10 protein-coding genes are annotated in these 14,206 nt (G+C 71.8%); 1 reads left to right on the top strand and 9 read right to left on the bottom strand.

Going from position 1 to position 14,206, the window contains the following annotated elements:
• Positions 1 to 121: 121 nt before the first annotated feature.
• The 4 genes from AMK13_RS04515 to AMK13_RS04500 form a co-directional block, all read right to left on the bottom strand.
• Positions 122 to 1,423, bottom strand: coding sequence for a S8 family serine peptidase (locus tag AMK13_RS04515; protein ID WP_241852756.1), 1,302 nt, complete (start codon positions 1,421 to 1,423; stop codon positions 122 to 124).
• A gap of 81 nt (positions 1,424 to 1,504) precedes the next feature.
• Entirely contained in the window at positions 1,505 to 2,707 is a 1,203-nt protein-coding gene (locus AMK13_RS04510; RefSeq protein WP_241852755.1) for a S8 family serine peptidase, read from the bottom strand.
• A 278-nt stretch (positions 2,708 to 2,985) separates the two neighbouring features.
• Positions 2,986 to 4,668 carry a WXG100 family type VII secretion target gene (locus AMK13_RS45730; protein ID WP_198959326.1) on the bottom strand — a complete coding sequence of 561 codons (1,683 nt, stop codon included), beginning with the start codon at positions 4,666 to 4,668 and terminating at the stop codon, positions 2,986 to 2,988.
• Between the two features lie 44 nt (positions 4,669 to 4,712).
• Positions 4,713 to 5,129: a hypothetical protein gene (locus AMK13_RS04500; RefSeq protein ID WP_143204482.1), complete on the bottom strand. Its 417-nt coding sequence runs from the start codon at positions 5,127 to 5,129 to the stop codon at positions 4,713 to 4,715.
• A gap of 452 nt (positions 5,130 to 5,581) precedes the next feature.
• On the opposite strand from AMK13_RS04500, the gene AMK13_RS45725 reads away from it, so the two are divergent.
• Complete coding sequence (locus AMK13_RS45725; RefSeq protein WP_143204481.1) at positions 5,582 to 7,609, top strand: FUSC family protein; 2,028 nt, start codon at positions 5,582 to 5,584, stop codon at positions 7,607 to 7,609.
• A 1-nt stretch (position 7,610) separates the two neighbouring features.
• On the opposite strand, the gene AMK13_RS04490 is transcribed toward AMK13_RS45725, so the two are convergent.
• The 5 genes from AMK13_RS04490 to metG form a co-directional block, all read right to left on the bottom strand.
• Positions 7,611 to 9,449, bottom strand: coding sequence for an ABC-F family ATP-binding cassette domain-containing protein (locus AMK13_RS04490; protein ID WP_074001278.1), 1,839 nt, complete (start codon positions 9,447 to 9,449; stop codon positions 7,611 to 7,613).
• Between the two features lie 120 nt (positions 9,450 to 9,569).
• Positions 9,570 to 10,487 (bottom strand): 4-(cytidine 5'-diphospho)-2-C-methyl-D-erythritol kinase, encoded by a 918-nt coding sequence (locus AMK13_RS04485; protein ID WP_074001277.1) that lies wholly within the window; start codon positions 10,485 to 10,487, stop codon positions 9,570 to 9,572.
• Positions 10,484 to 11,548, bottom strand: coding sequence for a 16S rRNA (adenine(1518)-N(6)/adenine(1519)-N(6))-dimethyltransferase RsmA (gene rsmA / locus AMK13_RS04480; RefSeq protein WP_079271850.1), 1,065 nt, complete (start codon positions 11,546 to 11,548; stop codon positions 10,484 to 10,486). Before rsmA ends, AMK13_RS04485 begins: the two co-directional genes overlap by 4 nt.
• 117 nt (positions 11,549 to 11,665) lie before the next feature.
• The gene (locus AMK13_RS04475; RefSeq protein WP_074001275.1) at positions 11,666 to 12,544 is read right to left on the bottom strand and encodes a TatD family hydrolase; all 879 of its coding nucleotides are present in this window, start codon (positions 12,542 to 12,544) and stop codon (positions 11,666 to 11,668) included.
• A 1-nt stretch (position 12,545) separates the two neighbouring features.
• Entirely contained in the window at positions 12,546 to 14,168 is a 1,623-nt protein-coding gene (gene metG / locus AMK13_RS04470) for a methionine--tRNA ligase (protein WP_049655605.1), read from the bottom strand.
• Positions 14,169 to 14,206 lie beyond the last annotated feature (38 nt).

The raw sequence follows: 14,206 nt of genomic DNA, 5'->3' as shown, positions 1-14,206 counted from the left end.
CAGCACGAATCGAGCTATCTGCGACAGCCGGCGTCACCGCGGCCCCCACCACGCACAGGCTCACAACCCCCAGGGCCACAAGCCGACGACCCCACATCCCACGATCCCCCAACAACGTGAACTACCTCGCGTACGGATTGTCCTCTGGCGGAACCGGCGGCTGGTACGGCAGGTGCGGCAGCGGCACCGGTTGCACCTGGGCCGCCTCGGGCTGCGCGACCGACTTCCTACGCCGCACCACCGCGAACACCACGCCGGCCACCAGCACCAACCCGGCCACCACACCCGCCACAACCGGCAACACACTGCCCGAACCCGACGACGCCTCAGCCTTCGGCTGCGCCGACGGCGCACCGGCGGCCACATCGGTCGGAGTCTCCACCGGGACCGGCACCGCAGACCCGGCAGCAGGTGCGCTCGCCGAAGGCGACGGGGCCCCCGACGGGGCAGGCGTGCCAACCGGGAGCGGTGACACGTTCGCGGGACCAGGATCTCCTGGTGCCGTCAACGCAATACGCGGCCGCACCGCACCGAAACCGATGAGGTCATTGCGACCGGACCCGTCATTCGCCTTCCCTGCGGTATTGATGAGCACCCGCAGGACCTGGTTCCCCGTCCAGTCCGGATGCGCCGCCCACACCAATGCCGCCGAGGCCGACACCATCGCGGTCGAGTCAGAGGTCCCGTGGCTCTTGCAATAACCCGTGGGCGAGGTGCAAGCCGCGATCATATCCATACCCGGTGCGACAAACACCACTTGCGGGCCTCGTTCGGACTCTGCCGTAACAGTGCCATTTCGATCCGAAGCCCCCACGCCGACCACCCCGGGAAGCGCTCCGGGATACTCGACCGGGTTCCCCTTCTCGGCTTCATTCCCGACGCTGGCGAATACCAGGACCCCCTTGTCCCTAGCTGCCGCGATGATCCCGTTCAGTTTCGCCACATCCGTCGGGAAGGCCGTTACTGCGTCAATCCCCTGCGAAATATTGATGACCTTGGCACCCTGATCGACGGCATAGTTGACGGCCTGCCCGATCTGACCAAGGAAATCCGTAGAAACGAGCGACCCGACCTTGCCGGTATTGATCTTCAACGGGAGAATCTTGGCTCCGGGAGCCAGACCCTGCGCACCGGTCCCCACGTTCCCCTTGCCGGTGCCGGCGATGAGGCTAGAGATACCCGTGCCGTGCCCGTCCGCGAAGGACCCCACACCACCGGGGCTCCCACTGAAGTCCTTGCCTGGCAGGAACTGTCCTTCCAGGTCGGGATGGTCAAACCTGAACCCGCCATCGATCACGGCGACCGTGACACCCTGCCCTTTGGACGCCTTCCACATCTCCGGGGCGTGCATGGCCTCCAGATGCCACTGCTGCTGCCGGATCGTGTCCTCGGCAACCGCTGATTCCGCTGTGAGCCCCAGCACGAGCAGACTCAGAGCCCCAGAACCCACAAGCCAACGAGCCCGCATCCAGCGGCTCCCCATCAGATCCCCCAACAACGTGAACTACCTCGCGTACGGGTTGTCCTCCGGCGGAACCGGCGGCTGGTACGACGACGGCGCCGGCGGCACCGCCCCCATCGGCTGCTGCGACGGCACCGGCGGCACCTGGGCCGCCTCGGGCTGCGCGGCCGACTTCCTGCGCCGCACCACCGCGATCACCACACCAGCCACCAGCACCAACCCGGCCACCACACCCGCCACAATCGGCAGCACACTGCTCGAACCCGACGACGCCTCAGCCTTCGGCTGCACCGACGGCGCGCCAACGGCCACATCGGTCGGGCTCGGCACCGCTGGTGCAGGAGCAGGAGCACTCGCCGAAGGCGACGAAACCGCTGACGGTGTCGCCGCGTCACCTGGAACGGGCGAAACATCCGCCGGCCCCGGGTCCCCCGGATCCGTCAAGGCGATACGCGGCCGGACAACGCCATAACCAATGATGTTGTTGCGGTTGGAACCGTCGTTCGGCTTCCCCGCGGTATTGATGAGCACCCGTAGGACCTGATTCGCGGTCCAGTCCTTGTGTACGGACCAGATCAATGCGGCCGAGGCCGAAGCCAAAGCCGAAGAGTCTGATGTGCCATGGCCCTTACAATAGCCGGTATTTCCGGTACATGCCTCGACGATGTCCACTCCAGGAGCAGACAGAATCACTTGCGACCCCTGCTGGGACTCCGAGGTCACGGTGGCATTGCGGTCGATCGCGCCCACCCCGACCACGTTCGGCAGGCCGCTCGGATACTCGAGAAGATTGCCTGACTGGTAGGAGTTGCCCACGCTGGAGAAAACCAGCACACCCTTCGCCCGCGCCCAGACCAGGGTCTTGCTCAGCTTCTCCACGTCAACAGGAGATGCGGTGACGGCAGAGATTCCCTGAGAGATATTGATGACCTTGGCGCCCTGCTCGACTGCATAGGTGACAGCCTGCCCGATCTGCCCCAGAAAATCCGCCGAAACCACGGCTCCTACGGACCCATTATTGATTTTCAGTGGAAGAATCTTGGCAGCAGGGGCCAGGCCGTACGCCCCCGTGCCACCACTGGCCTTGCCGGATCCTGCGATGAGACTGGCCATCGCCGTGCCGTGACCATCACCGTACGAGCCAACGCCACCAGGACTCTCGCTGAAATCCCTACCAGGGAGGAGTTGTCCCACCAGATCCGGATGGTCCAGCTTGAACCCACCGTCGATCACGGCGACGGTCATGCTTTCCCCCTTGGAGATCTTCCACATCTCCGGGGCGTGCATGGAGTCCAAGTGCCACTGGTTCTCGCGAATCGAGCCATCCGCAGCCGCAGGCCCGGCGACCGGGCCGACCACCACTCCAGCCGCGACGAGTACTGAGGCAAGAATCCGCCAGCGTGCCCGTGCGTTTGTCCGCCCCATCACAGCTCCTCGTCAATGTCCCCGTCAGCAAGACCAGTGCCCTGAACGTGACTGCCCGGCCACTGGGGATGCCCAGTGGCCGGGCAGTCGTTGCCGTCCTACTCAATCACGTCCGGATTGCTGTGCGGCGTACCGCTGGTCCAGGTCTCCTCGTCCTCGTGCAGGTAGTCGGCCCGCTGGCGGCGGTCGCGCTCCTTCCGGCCGCCGTGGCCCACCGCTCCGGGGGCCATCATGCCGTTCTGCCTGGCCTGGGGGCCGCCCTCGCCGGCACCCGCCGCGCGGTTGCGCAGACCGGTACCACCCGGCGTGAACTCCCCGCCGGCCGTCGGGCCCTTGCGGCCACCAACCGTGCCACCCGTGGTCGAGGACAGGCCCCGGCCGCGCGAGCCTCCGCCGGCGCCGACCGCACCGCCGTGGGCACCGCCCATGCCGGGGTGCATGCCGCCGCCCATGCCGCCGGGCCCACCGACCCGGCCGCCGCCGCCCGGCCCCGCCTCACGGGCGCCGAAGACCGTCCCGCTGGGCAGCCCGGGAGTCCCGCTCCTCCCCTGCCCGGGGCCGCCACCGAACGGGGTCGTGCGCACCGGGATCTGGCCGCCGCCCTTGCCCGGGACGTACCCGCTGCCACCGCCCTTGGTCGGGACGGTGCCGCCGCCCGGTCCACCCGGGATGCCCGTGACCGGGCCGCCACCGGGAACGCCGGGCCCGCCGCCCGGGCCACTCGGCCCGTTCGGGTAGCCGGGCAGGGTGGTCGGTCCGTCCGTCGGCAGCTGGCCGCCGCCGGGGCCGTACGGGCCGGTCTGCGTGGGCAGGGTCGGCAGGGTGGGCAGGCTGTTGAGGTCGGTGCCCGGACGGTTGACCGGGTCCGACGGGTACGACGGCGGGGTCGAGGTCCCCGGGTCCTGCGGCGCGGGCGGCAGCTGGCCGCCGCCACCGTGCGGCGGGGGCGGGGTGTTGCCCGGGTTGGACGGGCCGGGGCCGTCCAAGCCCGGGTCACGGGGCAGGACCTTTCCGCCGCCGTAGCCGCCGCCACCGGACGGGTCGGAGCCACCGCCGACGCTTCCGCCACCCGAACGCGGGTTGCGGACAGAGCCACCACGGCCTGCGCCAGAGCCGCCCCCTGTCGAGAAGTCCGACTGATCGTCTCGGTTCGTCCCTGGGGGTGTTCCCGGCAGGGACAAGTCAGCGCCTAGCCCGTTCAACGTCGTCGTGGCCGCGGCATACGCTTGCCCAAGCTTCTCCATCTGGTGGATGGCTTCCTGATGTGCCTTGTAGACACGCTGCGAAGCAGCATCGGCCTCGGCTGCGGTGACCCAAGTGCCGGGATTGCGCTTCTTCATGATCGAGTCGAGATTCGCGGGGGTCGACCCTTCAGGCGTGAAGTTGGCCGACGTCTGCGCCGCGGCGTCGGGTGGCCCCTGGCGCTGGCGCGTGTTCACCGTGGCAAGGTCACACGTCGGCACATCCGGCACTGCGGACTTGGCCAGGCTGAGCGCCTCGCCCGCCTGATGCATGGCCCCACCCGCACCAGCCGAGTAGTTGCCCAACAGGTCGGCCGACTGCTGCAGGTTCCCGGCCCAGGTTTTGAAGCTCTCCGCGGCCGGTCCCTCCCAAGTGATGTTGCCGATGTGCGACTTGAGTGCCTGGCTCAATTCCTTCAGAACACGGCCCGCATCCTGAAGCTTATTGCCACGGTCCAGCACCAAAGCAGGGTTGGTGCCGTCGACCATGCCCTTGAGCCCGGAGTGGTCGATCGCTTCGAAGTTCGTTCCGTCTGACACTGCCTATTCCCCGTTTCCCCGTGAACTGCCTCCGCCGACTGCCATCAGAGGGACCCGGAGCTTCCCGGTCCGGTCGTCGGCACGCCCGCGCCCTTCGCGACCGAGTTCTGGGCGGCGGTCGTGTGCTCCTCGTTGGTCGAATAGTTGCCTGCCGTCTTCATGACCGCGTTCTTCATCGCCTCGATCTGCGACACGAAGTCCTTGTGGAGTTTGACGAGCTGGGCGTGGACCTTCTCGTAGGCGGTCGTCAAGGCCGTCGCCTCGGAGAACTCCGCGCTCGCAAAGCTCTTGCCCGTCAGCTTCTGCTCCTGGAGCTTGTACGGAGCAGCCGCAGACCCCTCCATCGCGGCAAGCAGTGCCTCGATCTTCCCCGCAAACGCCGTGAGCGTATCGAGCTCGACCTGGACGTCATGCTTGCCGAATGCCGCCACCAGGTCACCGGCGCTGACGTTCGTCTGCACCGTACTGACGATGGGAGCGATGTTGAACCCTCCCAACGGCCATGGGAGTTTGTGGTCCAGCATGAACGGTGTCGTGTCCCCCGAAGGGTTCGCCGGCGCAGGAGCCCCCGGCTCCTTCGCGTCACCTTCTGCCACAGCAGTTCACCTCTCCCCCGTACGGCCCGCCGCGCCCGGGGCGTCCCGGGCTGCCGCGTTCCGCAACACACCGTCAACTTCTGGGTCGTACCGTCCTGGTCGGTACACCGTCCGCCCTGTGGACGGTTTCCGCCTCCGTCATCGTAGCCATCGCCTCTGTCGGACCGGCAGGGACCTTGGCCCGCCCGTACGCGATCGGTACGAACTTGACATGTGGGAGCCGCCGCGGACGGCCTGGGTAGACTGACCCGGTACGCCCCATCTGCCGCGCAATGTCGCACAGCAGCGACCCCAGGCCGCAGAACGGACGTGACCGCGTGAGCTCTCCCGACGTCTCCCCTTCCCCCTGGTGGGCCCGTGCCGCGCGGCCCGCGCGGCCGCCGGTGCCGGTGGCGCTGATGGTGCGGGCGGCGGTGGGCATGGCGGTGCCGTTGGCGGTGGGGCTGCTGGTGCACCGGCTGGATCTGGGGGTGTTCGCGGGGCTCGGGGCGATGCACGCGACGATGAACGACCGGGCCGAGCCGGGCAGGTTGCGGGCCGCCCGGATCGGGACGGCGGTCCTCGCCTCGGCGCTCGGCATGCTGATCGGCACCGCGCTCCAGCACGTGGACGCGGACGGCCTCGTCCTGGGTGTCGTGCTGACGCTGACCGCTTTCGCCTCGGGTGCATTGAGTGCGACCGGTCCGCGCGGGTCGGCGGCGGGGATGCTGCTGCTGGTGTCGGCGGCGCTGGGCAGTGGGATGCCGTTGCCGCAGCCGTGGTGGGCGGCGGCGCCGATGCTGCCGGTCGGGGCCGCGTTCGTGGTGCTGCTCGGGCTGCCGGCGGGTGCGCCGAACCGGCCTGCCGCGGATCCGCGCAACCGGGCGCTGGCCGCCGCGTACGACGCGCTCGGCCGTACCCTCGCCGACCTGGGCGGCCCGCGGGCGGGGGCCTCCCGCCAGGTGTTGACGGCCCGCCTGAACCAGCTCCAGGACCTCCTCGGCACGCATCGGAGGGACCGCCGGGAACGGCAGGACCACCGAAGCAGGCGGAACCGCCGGGCCCGGATGTACGAGGCGGCCCTCGCCGCCACCGAGGCGGCGACCGGCCTGCTGTGGGCGCGCCGCCCGGTCCCGCCCGAGGTGGCCGAGGTGCCGAACCGGCTGGCGGCCGCCGTGCGGCGGGGCGGCGGCGAGGTCGCCGTCCCCGACTGGCGGCCCGACACCCCCTCGCGGCAGGCCCTGGACGTGGCCCTGCGCGCCGCCGCCGACACCGTGGCCGGCCGCGACACCCGGCTCGGCACCGCCCCCGCGCCGCCGCCGGACCCCTGGCGGCTGCGGGTGCGGCTGCTGTCCCGGGGGTCGGTCCGGTACGGGCTGCGGGTCGCGCTGTGCATCGCGGTCGGTTCGGCGGTCACCGCCAACTACCCGCTCAGCAAGAGCTACTGGGTGCCGATGACGATCGCCTTCGTACTGAAGCCGGACCTCGGCTCGGTGTTCCTGCGCGCGGTGAGCCGCTCGGTCGGCACGGTGCTCGGGGTGGCGGTGACCGCGGCTCTGCTCATGGCCACCACCGACGAGTGGGCGCTGACCGCGATGGCCGCCGGCTGCGTGGCCCTGCTCCCGTACGCCACGGCGGCGCACTACGGGCTGAACACCGTGGTGATGACGCCGATGGCGCTGGTCCTGCTCCAGCTCGGCGGGCAGAGCAGCGCCGCCGAGTTCTGGCCCCGGGTCCTGGACACCGTGCTGGCCAGCGCGATCGTGCTGCTCTTCGGCTACCTGCTGTGGCCGGAGCGCCCGCGCCACCGGATCGAGCCCAGGCTGGTCGACGCGACGACGGCGCTGCGGGCCTACCTGGACGCCGTCGTCCGCGGCGCCGGCCAGGACGACGGCCCGGACAGCGGCCCGGACAGCGGCCAGGACGGCGGCCGGACCGGCACCGCCCAGGTGTGGCTGCGCCGTACGGCCTACCGGGCGCTGGCGGACGCCCGCCGGGAGGTGCAGCAGGGGCTGGCCGAGCCGCCGCCCACCGGCCGGCTGGCCGAGCGGTGGCTGCCGGCGACGGCGGCGCTGGAGCGGCTGGGCGGCGCGGTGGCGGCCTTCGCGGCGCAGATCCGGTACGGCGGCCGGGTGCCGGACCCGGCCGAGGTCGACCGGGTGCGGCGCGCGTTGGACGAACTGACCGCCAGCGCCCGCGCGCACCGCCCGCCGACGGCCCCAAGCGCGCCGACACCCCCGACGCCCCCGGCAACGGCGGCGACCCCGACAGTCGCAACACCCGCCCCGCACGACCCGACGCGCAGCGCGCTGGGCCGTGCGGCGGAGGAGCTCGAAGCGCTCCTCCGTACCCGACCGGACGACTAGCTCAGACCTGCTCGGCCAGCTCCAGCCAGCCCATCTCCAGCTCCTCCTTCTCGTCCCGGACCGCGCGCAGCTGCGCGTCCAGCTCCGCGACCTTGGAGAAGTCGGCGGCGTGCTCGGCGAGTTGGGCGTGCAGCTTGGACTCCTTCTCGTCCAGTTTGGCGATCTGCCGCTCCAGCTTCTGCATCTCCTTCTTCGCCGCCCGCAGGTCCCCGCCGGACAGCGCGGGGGCCGCGCCCCCGTCCTCCGCGACGGCCGTGGCGGTCGGGGCGGCGGCGCCGGCCTGAGCGGCGGCGGTGGCCGCGGCGGCCATCCTGGCCCGGCGCTCCAGGTACTCGTCGACGCCGTTCGGCAGCATCCGCATCTTCTTGTCGCCGAGCAGCGCGTGGACGGTGTCCGTGGTGCGCTCGATGAAGAAGCGGTCGTGGCTGATGACGACCATCGAGCCGGGCCAGCCGTCGAGCAGGTCCTCCAGCTGGTTGAGCGTCTCGATGTCCAGGTCGTTGGTGGGCTCGTCCAGGAAGAGCACGTTGGGCTCGTCCATCAGCAGCCGCAGCAGCTGGAGGCGGCGGCGCTCGCCGCCGGACAGGTCGCCGACCGGCGTCCACTGCTTGTCCTTGCCGAAGCCGAACTGCTCGCACAGCTGGCCGGCGCTCATCTCCCGGCCCTTGCCGAGGTCGACCCGCGAGCGGACCTGCTCGACGGCCTGGAGCACCCGGGTCGCCGGGTCCAGCTCGGCGACCTCCTGCGACAGGTAGGCCAGCCGCACGGTCTTGCCGACCTTGATGACGCCCGACGCCGGCTGGACGTCGCCCTCGGAGGCGTACGCGTCGCGCATCGCGCGCAGCAGCGAGGTCTTGCCGGCGCCGTTGACGCCGAGCAGGCCGATCCGGTCGCCGGGGCCGAGCTGCCAGGTGAGGTTCTCCAGCAGCAGCTTCGGGCCGGCCGTGACGGTCACGCCCTCCAGCTCGAAGACGGTCTTCCCGAGCCGCGCGTTGGCGAACTTCATCAGCTCGGACTTGTCGCGCGGGTCCGGCACGTCCGCGATCAGGGCGTTGGCGGCCTCGATCCGGTAGCGCGGCTTGGAGGTGCGGGCGGGGGCTCCGCGGCGCAGCCAGGCCAGCTCCTTGCGGGCCATGTTCTGGCGCTTCTGCTCCTCGACGGCCTCGATCCGGGAGCGCTCGGCGCGGGCGAAGACGTAGTCGGAGTAGCCGCCCTCGTACTCGTGCACCTCGCCGTTCTGGACGTCCCACATCCGGGTGCAGACCTGGTCGAGGAACCAGCGGTCGTGGGTGACGCAGACGAGCGCGGAGCGGCGCTTCTGCAGGTGCTGGGCGAGCCAGTTGATGCCCTCGACGTCGAGGTGGTTGGTGGGCTCGTCCAGGATGATCAGTTCGGGCGAGCCGAGCAGCAGCTTGGCGAGGGCGATCCGGCGGCGCTCGCCGCCGGAGAGCGGGCCGATGACGGTGTCCAGGCCGTCGGCGAAGCCGGGCAGGTCGAGGCCGCCGAAGAGGCCTTCGATGATGTCGCGGATGCGGGCGTCGCCGAGCCACTCGTGGTCGGCCCGGCCGGCGATCACCTCGTGCCGGATGGTGGCCTTCGGGTCGAGCGAGTCGTGCTGGGTGAGGACGGCCGGTTCGAGGCCGCCGTTCCAGGTGATCCGGCCGCCGTCGGGCTCCTCCAGCTTGGCGAGCATCCGGATCAGGGTGGTCTTGCCGTCGCCGTTGCGGCCGACGACGCCGATCCGGTCGCCCTCGCTGACGCCCAGGCTGACCGCGTCCAGCAGGGCGCGGGTGCCGTAGACCTTCGTGACGGACTCGATGGTGGCGAGGTTGACGGCCACGTGTGCTGCGCTCCAGGGTTCGGCGGTCGCGGGGCGGCCCGCCGCTCGACGGCCGGATGCCCCTCTCGGGACACCCCGATCTCCCCAGCCTAATGGGCCCGCCGCGGCGGCCTCACCGCGTCAGCCCGCGACGGACGCCCCCGGCACCGGCCCGTGGGTGGCGTGCGCGGTCCGGCAGGTGCCGGAGGCCCGCAGCGCCCCGGCGACCGCGGCGGCGGCCTCGGCGTCCTTGACCAGGAAGGCGCAGGTCGGCCCGGAGCCGGAGACCAGTGCCCCGAGCGCGCCCGCCTCGGTGCCGGCCCGCAGGGTGGCGGCGAGCGCGGGGCGCAGCGAGAGCGCGGCGGGCTGGAGGTCGTTGGCGAGGGCGGCGGCCAGGGCGACCGGGTCGCCCTCGGCGAGGGCGGCGAGCAGCGCCGGGTCGGCGTCCGGGGTGGGGACGTCGGTGTCGCTGGAGCCGGTGCCGGCCTCCTCGCGCAGCCGGTCGCACTCGCGGAACACGGCGGGGGTGGACAGGCCGCCCTCGGCGACCGCGAAGACCCAGTGGAAGGTGCCCTCGACGGCCAGCGGCTCCAGGATCTCGCCCCTGCCGCGGCCGAGGGCGACGCCGCCGACCAGGGCGAACGGCACGTCGGAGCCGAGTTCGGCGGCCAGCTCCAGCAGTACGGGGAGCGGGGTGTCCAGCTGCCAGAGCGCGTCGCAGGCGACCAGCGCGGCCGCGCCGTCGGCGCTGCCCCCGGCCATGCCGCCGGCCACCGGGATGGCCTTGGCGATGTGCAGGTGCACGCCCGGGTCGGCGATGCCGTGGTGGGCGGCGAGCAGCCGGGCGGCGCGGGCGGCGAGGTTGCTGTCGTCCAGCGGGACGGCGGCGGCGTCCGGCCCGGAGCAGCTCAGCGTCACGCCCTGCGCCGCGGTGGCGGTGACCTCGTCCCCGAGGGCGACGGCGAAGAAGACGTTGGCCAGGTCGTGGAAGCCGTCGGCGCGCAGCCCGCCGACCCCCAGCTGGACGTTGACCTTGGCCGGTACCCGTACGGTGATCACTCGCTGTCCTCGGTCGTCTGCTCGGCGGACGCGGGCGCCTGCTCAGCGGACTCGGCGGCCCCGGGCTCGGCGGCCCCGGGCTCGGCAGCCGCGGACCGGCCCGGCTTGCGCTCGGCGGCCCCGGCCCGGCCGGTCCGCTGACCGGCCTCCGCGGCCCCCTCGGCCTGGGCGGGCTTGTGCTCGGCGATCGCGGCGAACTGCTCCACCGTCAGCATCTCGCCGCGCAGCCTGTGGTCGATGCCGGCCGCCGCGAGCGCCTGCTCGGCCCCGGCGGCGGAGCCCGCCCAGCCAGCCAGCGCGGCGCGCAGGGTCTTGCGCCGCTGGGCGAACGCGGCGTCGACCACCGCGAACACCTCCTCGCGGCTGGCGCTGGTCTTCGGCGGCTCGCGGCGGATCAGCGAGACCAGCCCGGAGTCGACGTTGGGGGCGGGCCAGAACACGTTCCGCCCGATGGCGCCGGCCCGCTTCACCTCGGCGTACCAGTTGGCCTTGACCGACGGGACGCCGTACACCTTGTTGCCCGGCTTGGCGGCGAGCCGGTCGGCGACCTCGCTCTGCACCATCACCAGGGTCCGCTCGATGCTGGGGAAGGTCGCCAGCATGTGCAGCAGGACGGGCACCGCGACGTTGTACGGGAGGTTGGCGACCAGCGCGGTGGGAGCCGGGCCGGGCAGCTCGGTGACCTCCATGGCGTCGCTGAACACCAGGTCGAAGGCGTCCGCCTTGCCGGGCATCCGGGCGGCGACGGTGTCCGGCAGGTGCCGCGCCAGCACCGGGTCGATCTCGACCGCGGTCACGTGCCGCGCGACCTCCAGCAGCGCCAGCGTGAGCGAGCCGAGCCCGGGCCCGACCTCCACCACCGCGTCCTGCTCCGTCACCTCGGCGGCCCGGACGATCCGCCGCACGGTGTTGCCGTCGATGACGAAGTTCTGCCCGCGCTGCTTGGTCGGCTTCACGCCGAACGCGGCCGCCAGCTCCCGGATGTCGGCACTGCCCAGCAAGGGGGTCCCCCCGGCCGGAGGCTGGGGGCGGCTGTCAGAGGTGGGGTCGGTGGTGCTCACGCGCCAAGGATACGGGCGCCGGGGCCGCCGTCCGGACGCGCCGATCCGGACGGGGCCCGACCACGCGCCGATCCGGACGGGGCCCCGACCGCGCGCTCGGGCCCCGGGGCCCCGGCGTCAGTACCCGAAGGCCCGGGCGGTGTTCGCCGCGATGGCCGTGGACAGCTCGTCCTCGGCCAGGCCCAGGGTGGCGGCCATCGAGCGCACCGTGACCGGGATCAGGTACGGGGCGTTCGGGCGGCCGCGGTACGGGTGCGGGGTGAGGAAGGGGGCGTCGGTCTCGACCAGGATCCGGTCCAGCGGGGTGGCGAGCAGGGCGTCGCGCAGCGGCTGGTTGGCCTTGAAGGTGACCGGGCCGGCGAAGGAGAGGTACCAGCCGTGCTCGGCGCAGGTCTTCGCCATCGCCGCGTCGCCGGAGTAGCAGTGGAAGACCGTCCGCTCCGGGGCGCCCTCCGCCAGCAGGACGGCGATGACGTCCTCGTGGGCGTCCCGGTCGTGGATGACCAGGGCCTTGCCGTGCCGCTTGGCCATCTCGATGTGGCGGCGGAACGACTCCTTCTGGATGTCCACGCCCTCCGGCCCGGTGCGGAAGTAGTCCAGGCCGGTCTCGCCGACCGCCACCACCTGCGGCAGTGCGGCGAGCCGGTCGATCTCGGCGAGCGCCTCGTCGAGCGCGGCGGCGCCGCCGGCCTTCCGCTGCTGGCCGGACCAGCCGTCCGCGTCGCCGAGGAAGATCCGCGGCGCCTCGTTCGGGTGCAGGGCGACGGCCGCGTGCACCTGCTCGTACTGCGCCGCCAGTTCGGCGGCCCAGCGCGAGCCGGGCACGTCGCAGCCCACCTGGACCACCGTGGTGACCCCGACCGAGGCGGCCTTCGCCAGGCCCTCGGCGGGGGTGCCGGACTGCATGTCGAGGTGGGTGTGCGAGTCGGCCACCGCCACTGCCAGGGGTTCCGGCAGCGGCGGCGGGGTCGACCGGGCGTCGTCCTTGGCGGCCATGTCAGGCGGTCGGCTTCTCTTCGAGGCGCGGGAAGAGGATCTCGCCCTTGGTGACGGTGGCACCGGCGGGCAGCCGGCCCCAGTCGGCGACGGTGGCGACGGTCTGCGCGGAGAGCGCGCCCAGCCCGGCGGCCTCGGCGCCCAGCGACACCCACAGCTTCTCGGCGGTGGTCGGCATCACCGGGTTGAGCAGCACGGCGGTGGCGCGCAGCGCCTCGGCGGCGGTATAGAGGATGGTGGCCAGGCGGGCCCGGCCCTCGGCCGAGTCGTCCTTGGCGACCTTCCAGGGCTCCTGCTCGGTGAGGTAGCCGTTGACCTGCTTGACGAACTCGAAGATCGCCGCGAGGCCGCCGGCGAAGTCCAGCTCCTCGCCGATCTTCCGGTCGGCCGTCTCGACGGCCCTGGTCAGCCCGTCGGCGACGGCCTGCTCGGCGTCGCCCGCGGCGGTGGCGGCGGGCAGCACCCCGTCGAAGTACTTGCCCACCATCGCGGCGACCCGGGAGGCCAGGTTGCCGAAGTCGTTGGCCAGCTCGGAGGTGTACCGGGCGGTGAAGTCCTCCCAGGAGAACGAGCCGTCGGTGCCGAACGGGATCGCCCGCAGGAAGTAGTAGCGGTACGCGTCCACGCCGAAGTGCGAGGTGAGGTCGGTGGGCGCGATGCCGGTCAGGTTGGACTTGGACATCTTCTCGCCGCCGACCATCAGCCAGCCGTTGGCGACGACCCGCTTGGGCAGCGGCAGCCCGGCGGCCATCAGCATGGCGGGCCAGATGACGGCGTGGAACCGCAGGATGTCCTTGCCGACGAGGTGGACCGAGGCGGGCCACAGCTCGGCGAAGCGCTCCGGGTCGCTGCCGTAGCCGGCCGCGGTGATGTAGTTCTGCAGCGCGTCGACCCACACGTAGAGGACGTGCTTCTCGTCCCAGGGCAGCGGCACGCCCCAGTCGAAGGTGGAGCGGGAGATCGAGAGGTCCTTGAGGTCCTGCTCGACGAAGCGCAGCACCTCGTTGCGGGCCGAGGCGGGCTGGATGAAGTCCGGGTTCGCCGCGTAGAACTCCAGCAGCTGCGGGCCGTAGGCGGAGAGGCGGAAGAAGTAGTTCTCCTCCTCCAGCCACTCGACGGGCCGCTTGTGCACGGAGCAGAGCTTCTCGTCCCCGGTGGCGCCGTCGAGCAGCTCGGAGGGGAGCTTGAACTCCTCGCAGCCGACGCAGTACGGGCCGGAGTAGCCGCCCTTGTAGATCTCGCCCTTGTCGTACAGGTCCTGGACGAACTCCTGCACCCGGGCGGTGTGCCGCTCCTCGGTGGTGCGGATGAAGTCGTCGTTGGCGATCTCCAGGTGCTGCCAGAGCGGCTTCCAGGCCTCCTCGACCAGCTTGTCGCACCACTCCTGCGGGCTGACGCCGTTCGCCTCGGCGGTCCGCATGATCTTCTGACCGTGCTCGTCGGTGCCGGTCAGGTACCACACCTTCTCGCCGCGCTGGCGGTGCCAGCGGGTGAGGACGTCGCCCGCCACGGTGGTGTACGCGTGGCCGAGGTGCGGGCGATCGTTGACGTAGTAGATCGGGGTGGAAACGTAGTACGCCGGGGTGCTCGCCCCGGTGGTGCTGTGGTCTGCAGTGGCCGCCATGGTCGGAAAGCTTAGTCGGGCACGCGGACCGCCCTCGA

The sequence above is a fragment of the Streptomyces sp. CB02056 genome, assembly GCF_001905545.1.
In the GTDB taxonomy this organism is placed as follows: Bacteria; Actinomycetota; Actinomycetes; order Streptomycetales; family Streptomycetaceae; genus Kitasatospora.
The sequence above is the reverse complement of the archived record's forward strand: the minus strand, read 5'-3'. Positions and strand labels throughout refer to the sequence as shown.

What these genes read in the sequence shown, in the direction of transcription:
- AMK13_RS04510 (WP_241852755.1), bottom strand. Translation starts at nt 2,707, where the DNA reads ATGACCGTCGCCGTGATCGACGGTGGGTTCAAGCTGGACCATCCGGAT.
- AMK13_RS04475 (WP_074001275.1), bottom strand. Translation starts at nt 12,544, where the DNA reads ATGGCCGCCAAGGACGACGCCCGGTCGACCCCGCCGCCGCTGCCGGAA.
- metG (WP_049655605.1), bottom strand. Translation starts at nt 14,168, where the DNA reads ATGGCGGCCACTGCAGACCACAGCACCACCGGGGCGAGCACCCCGGCG.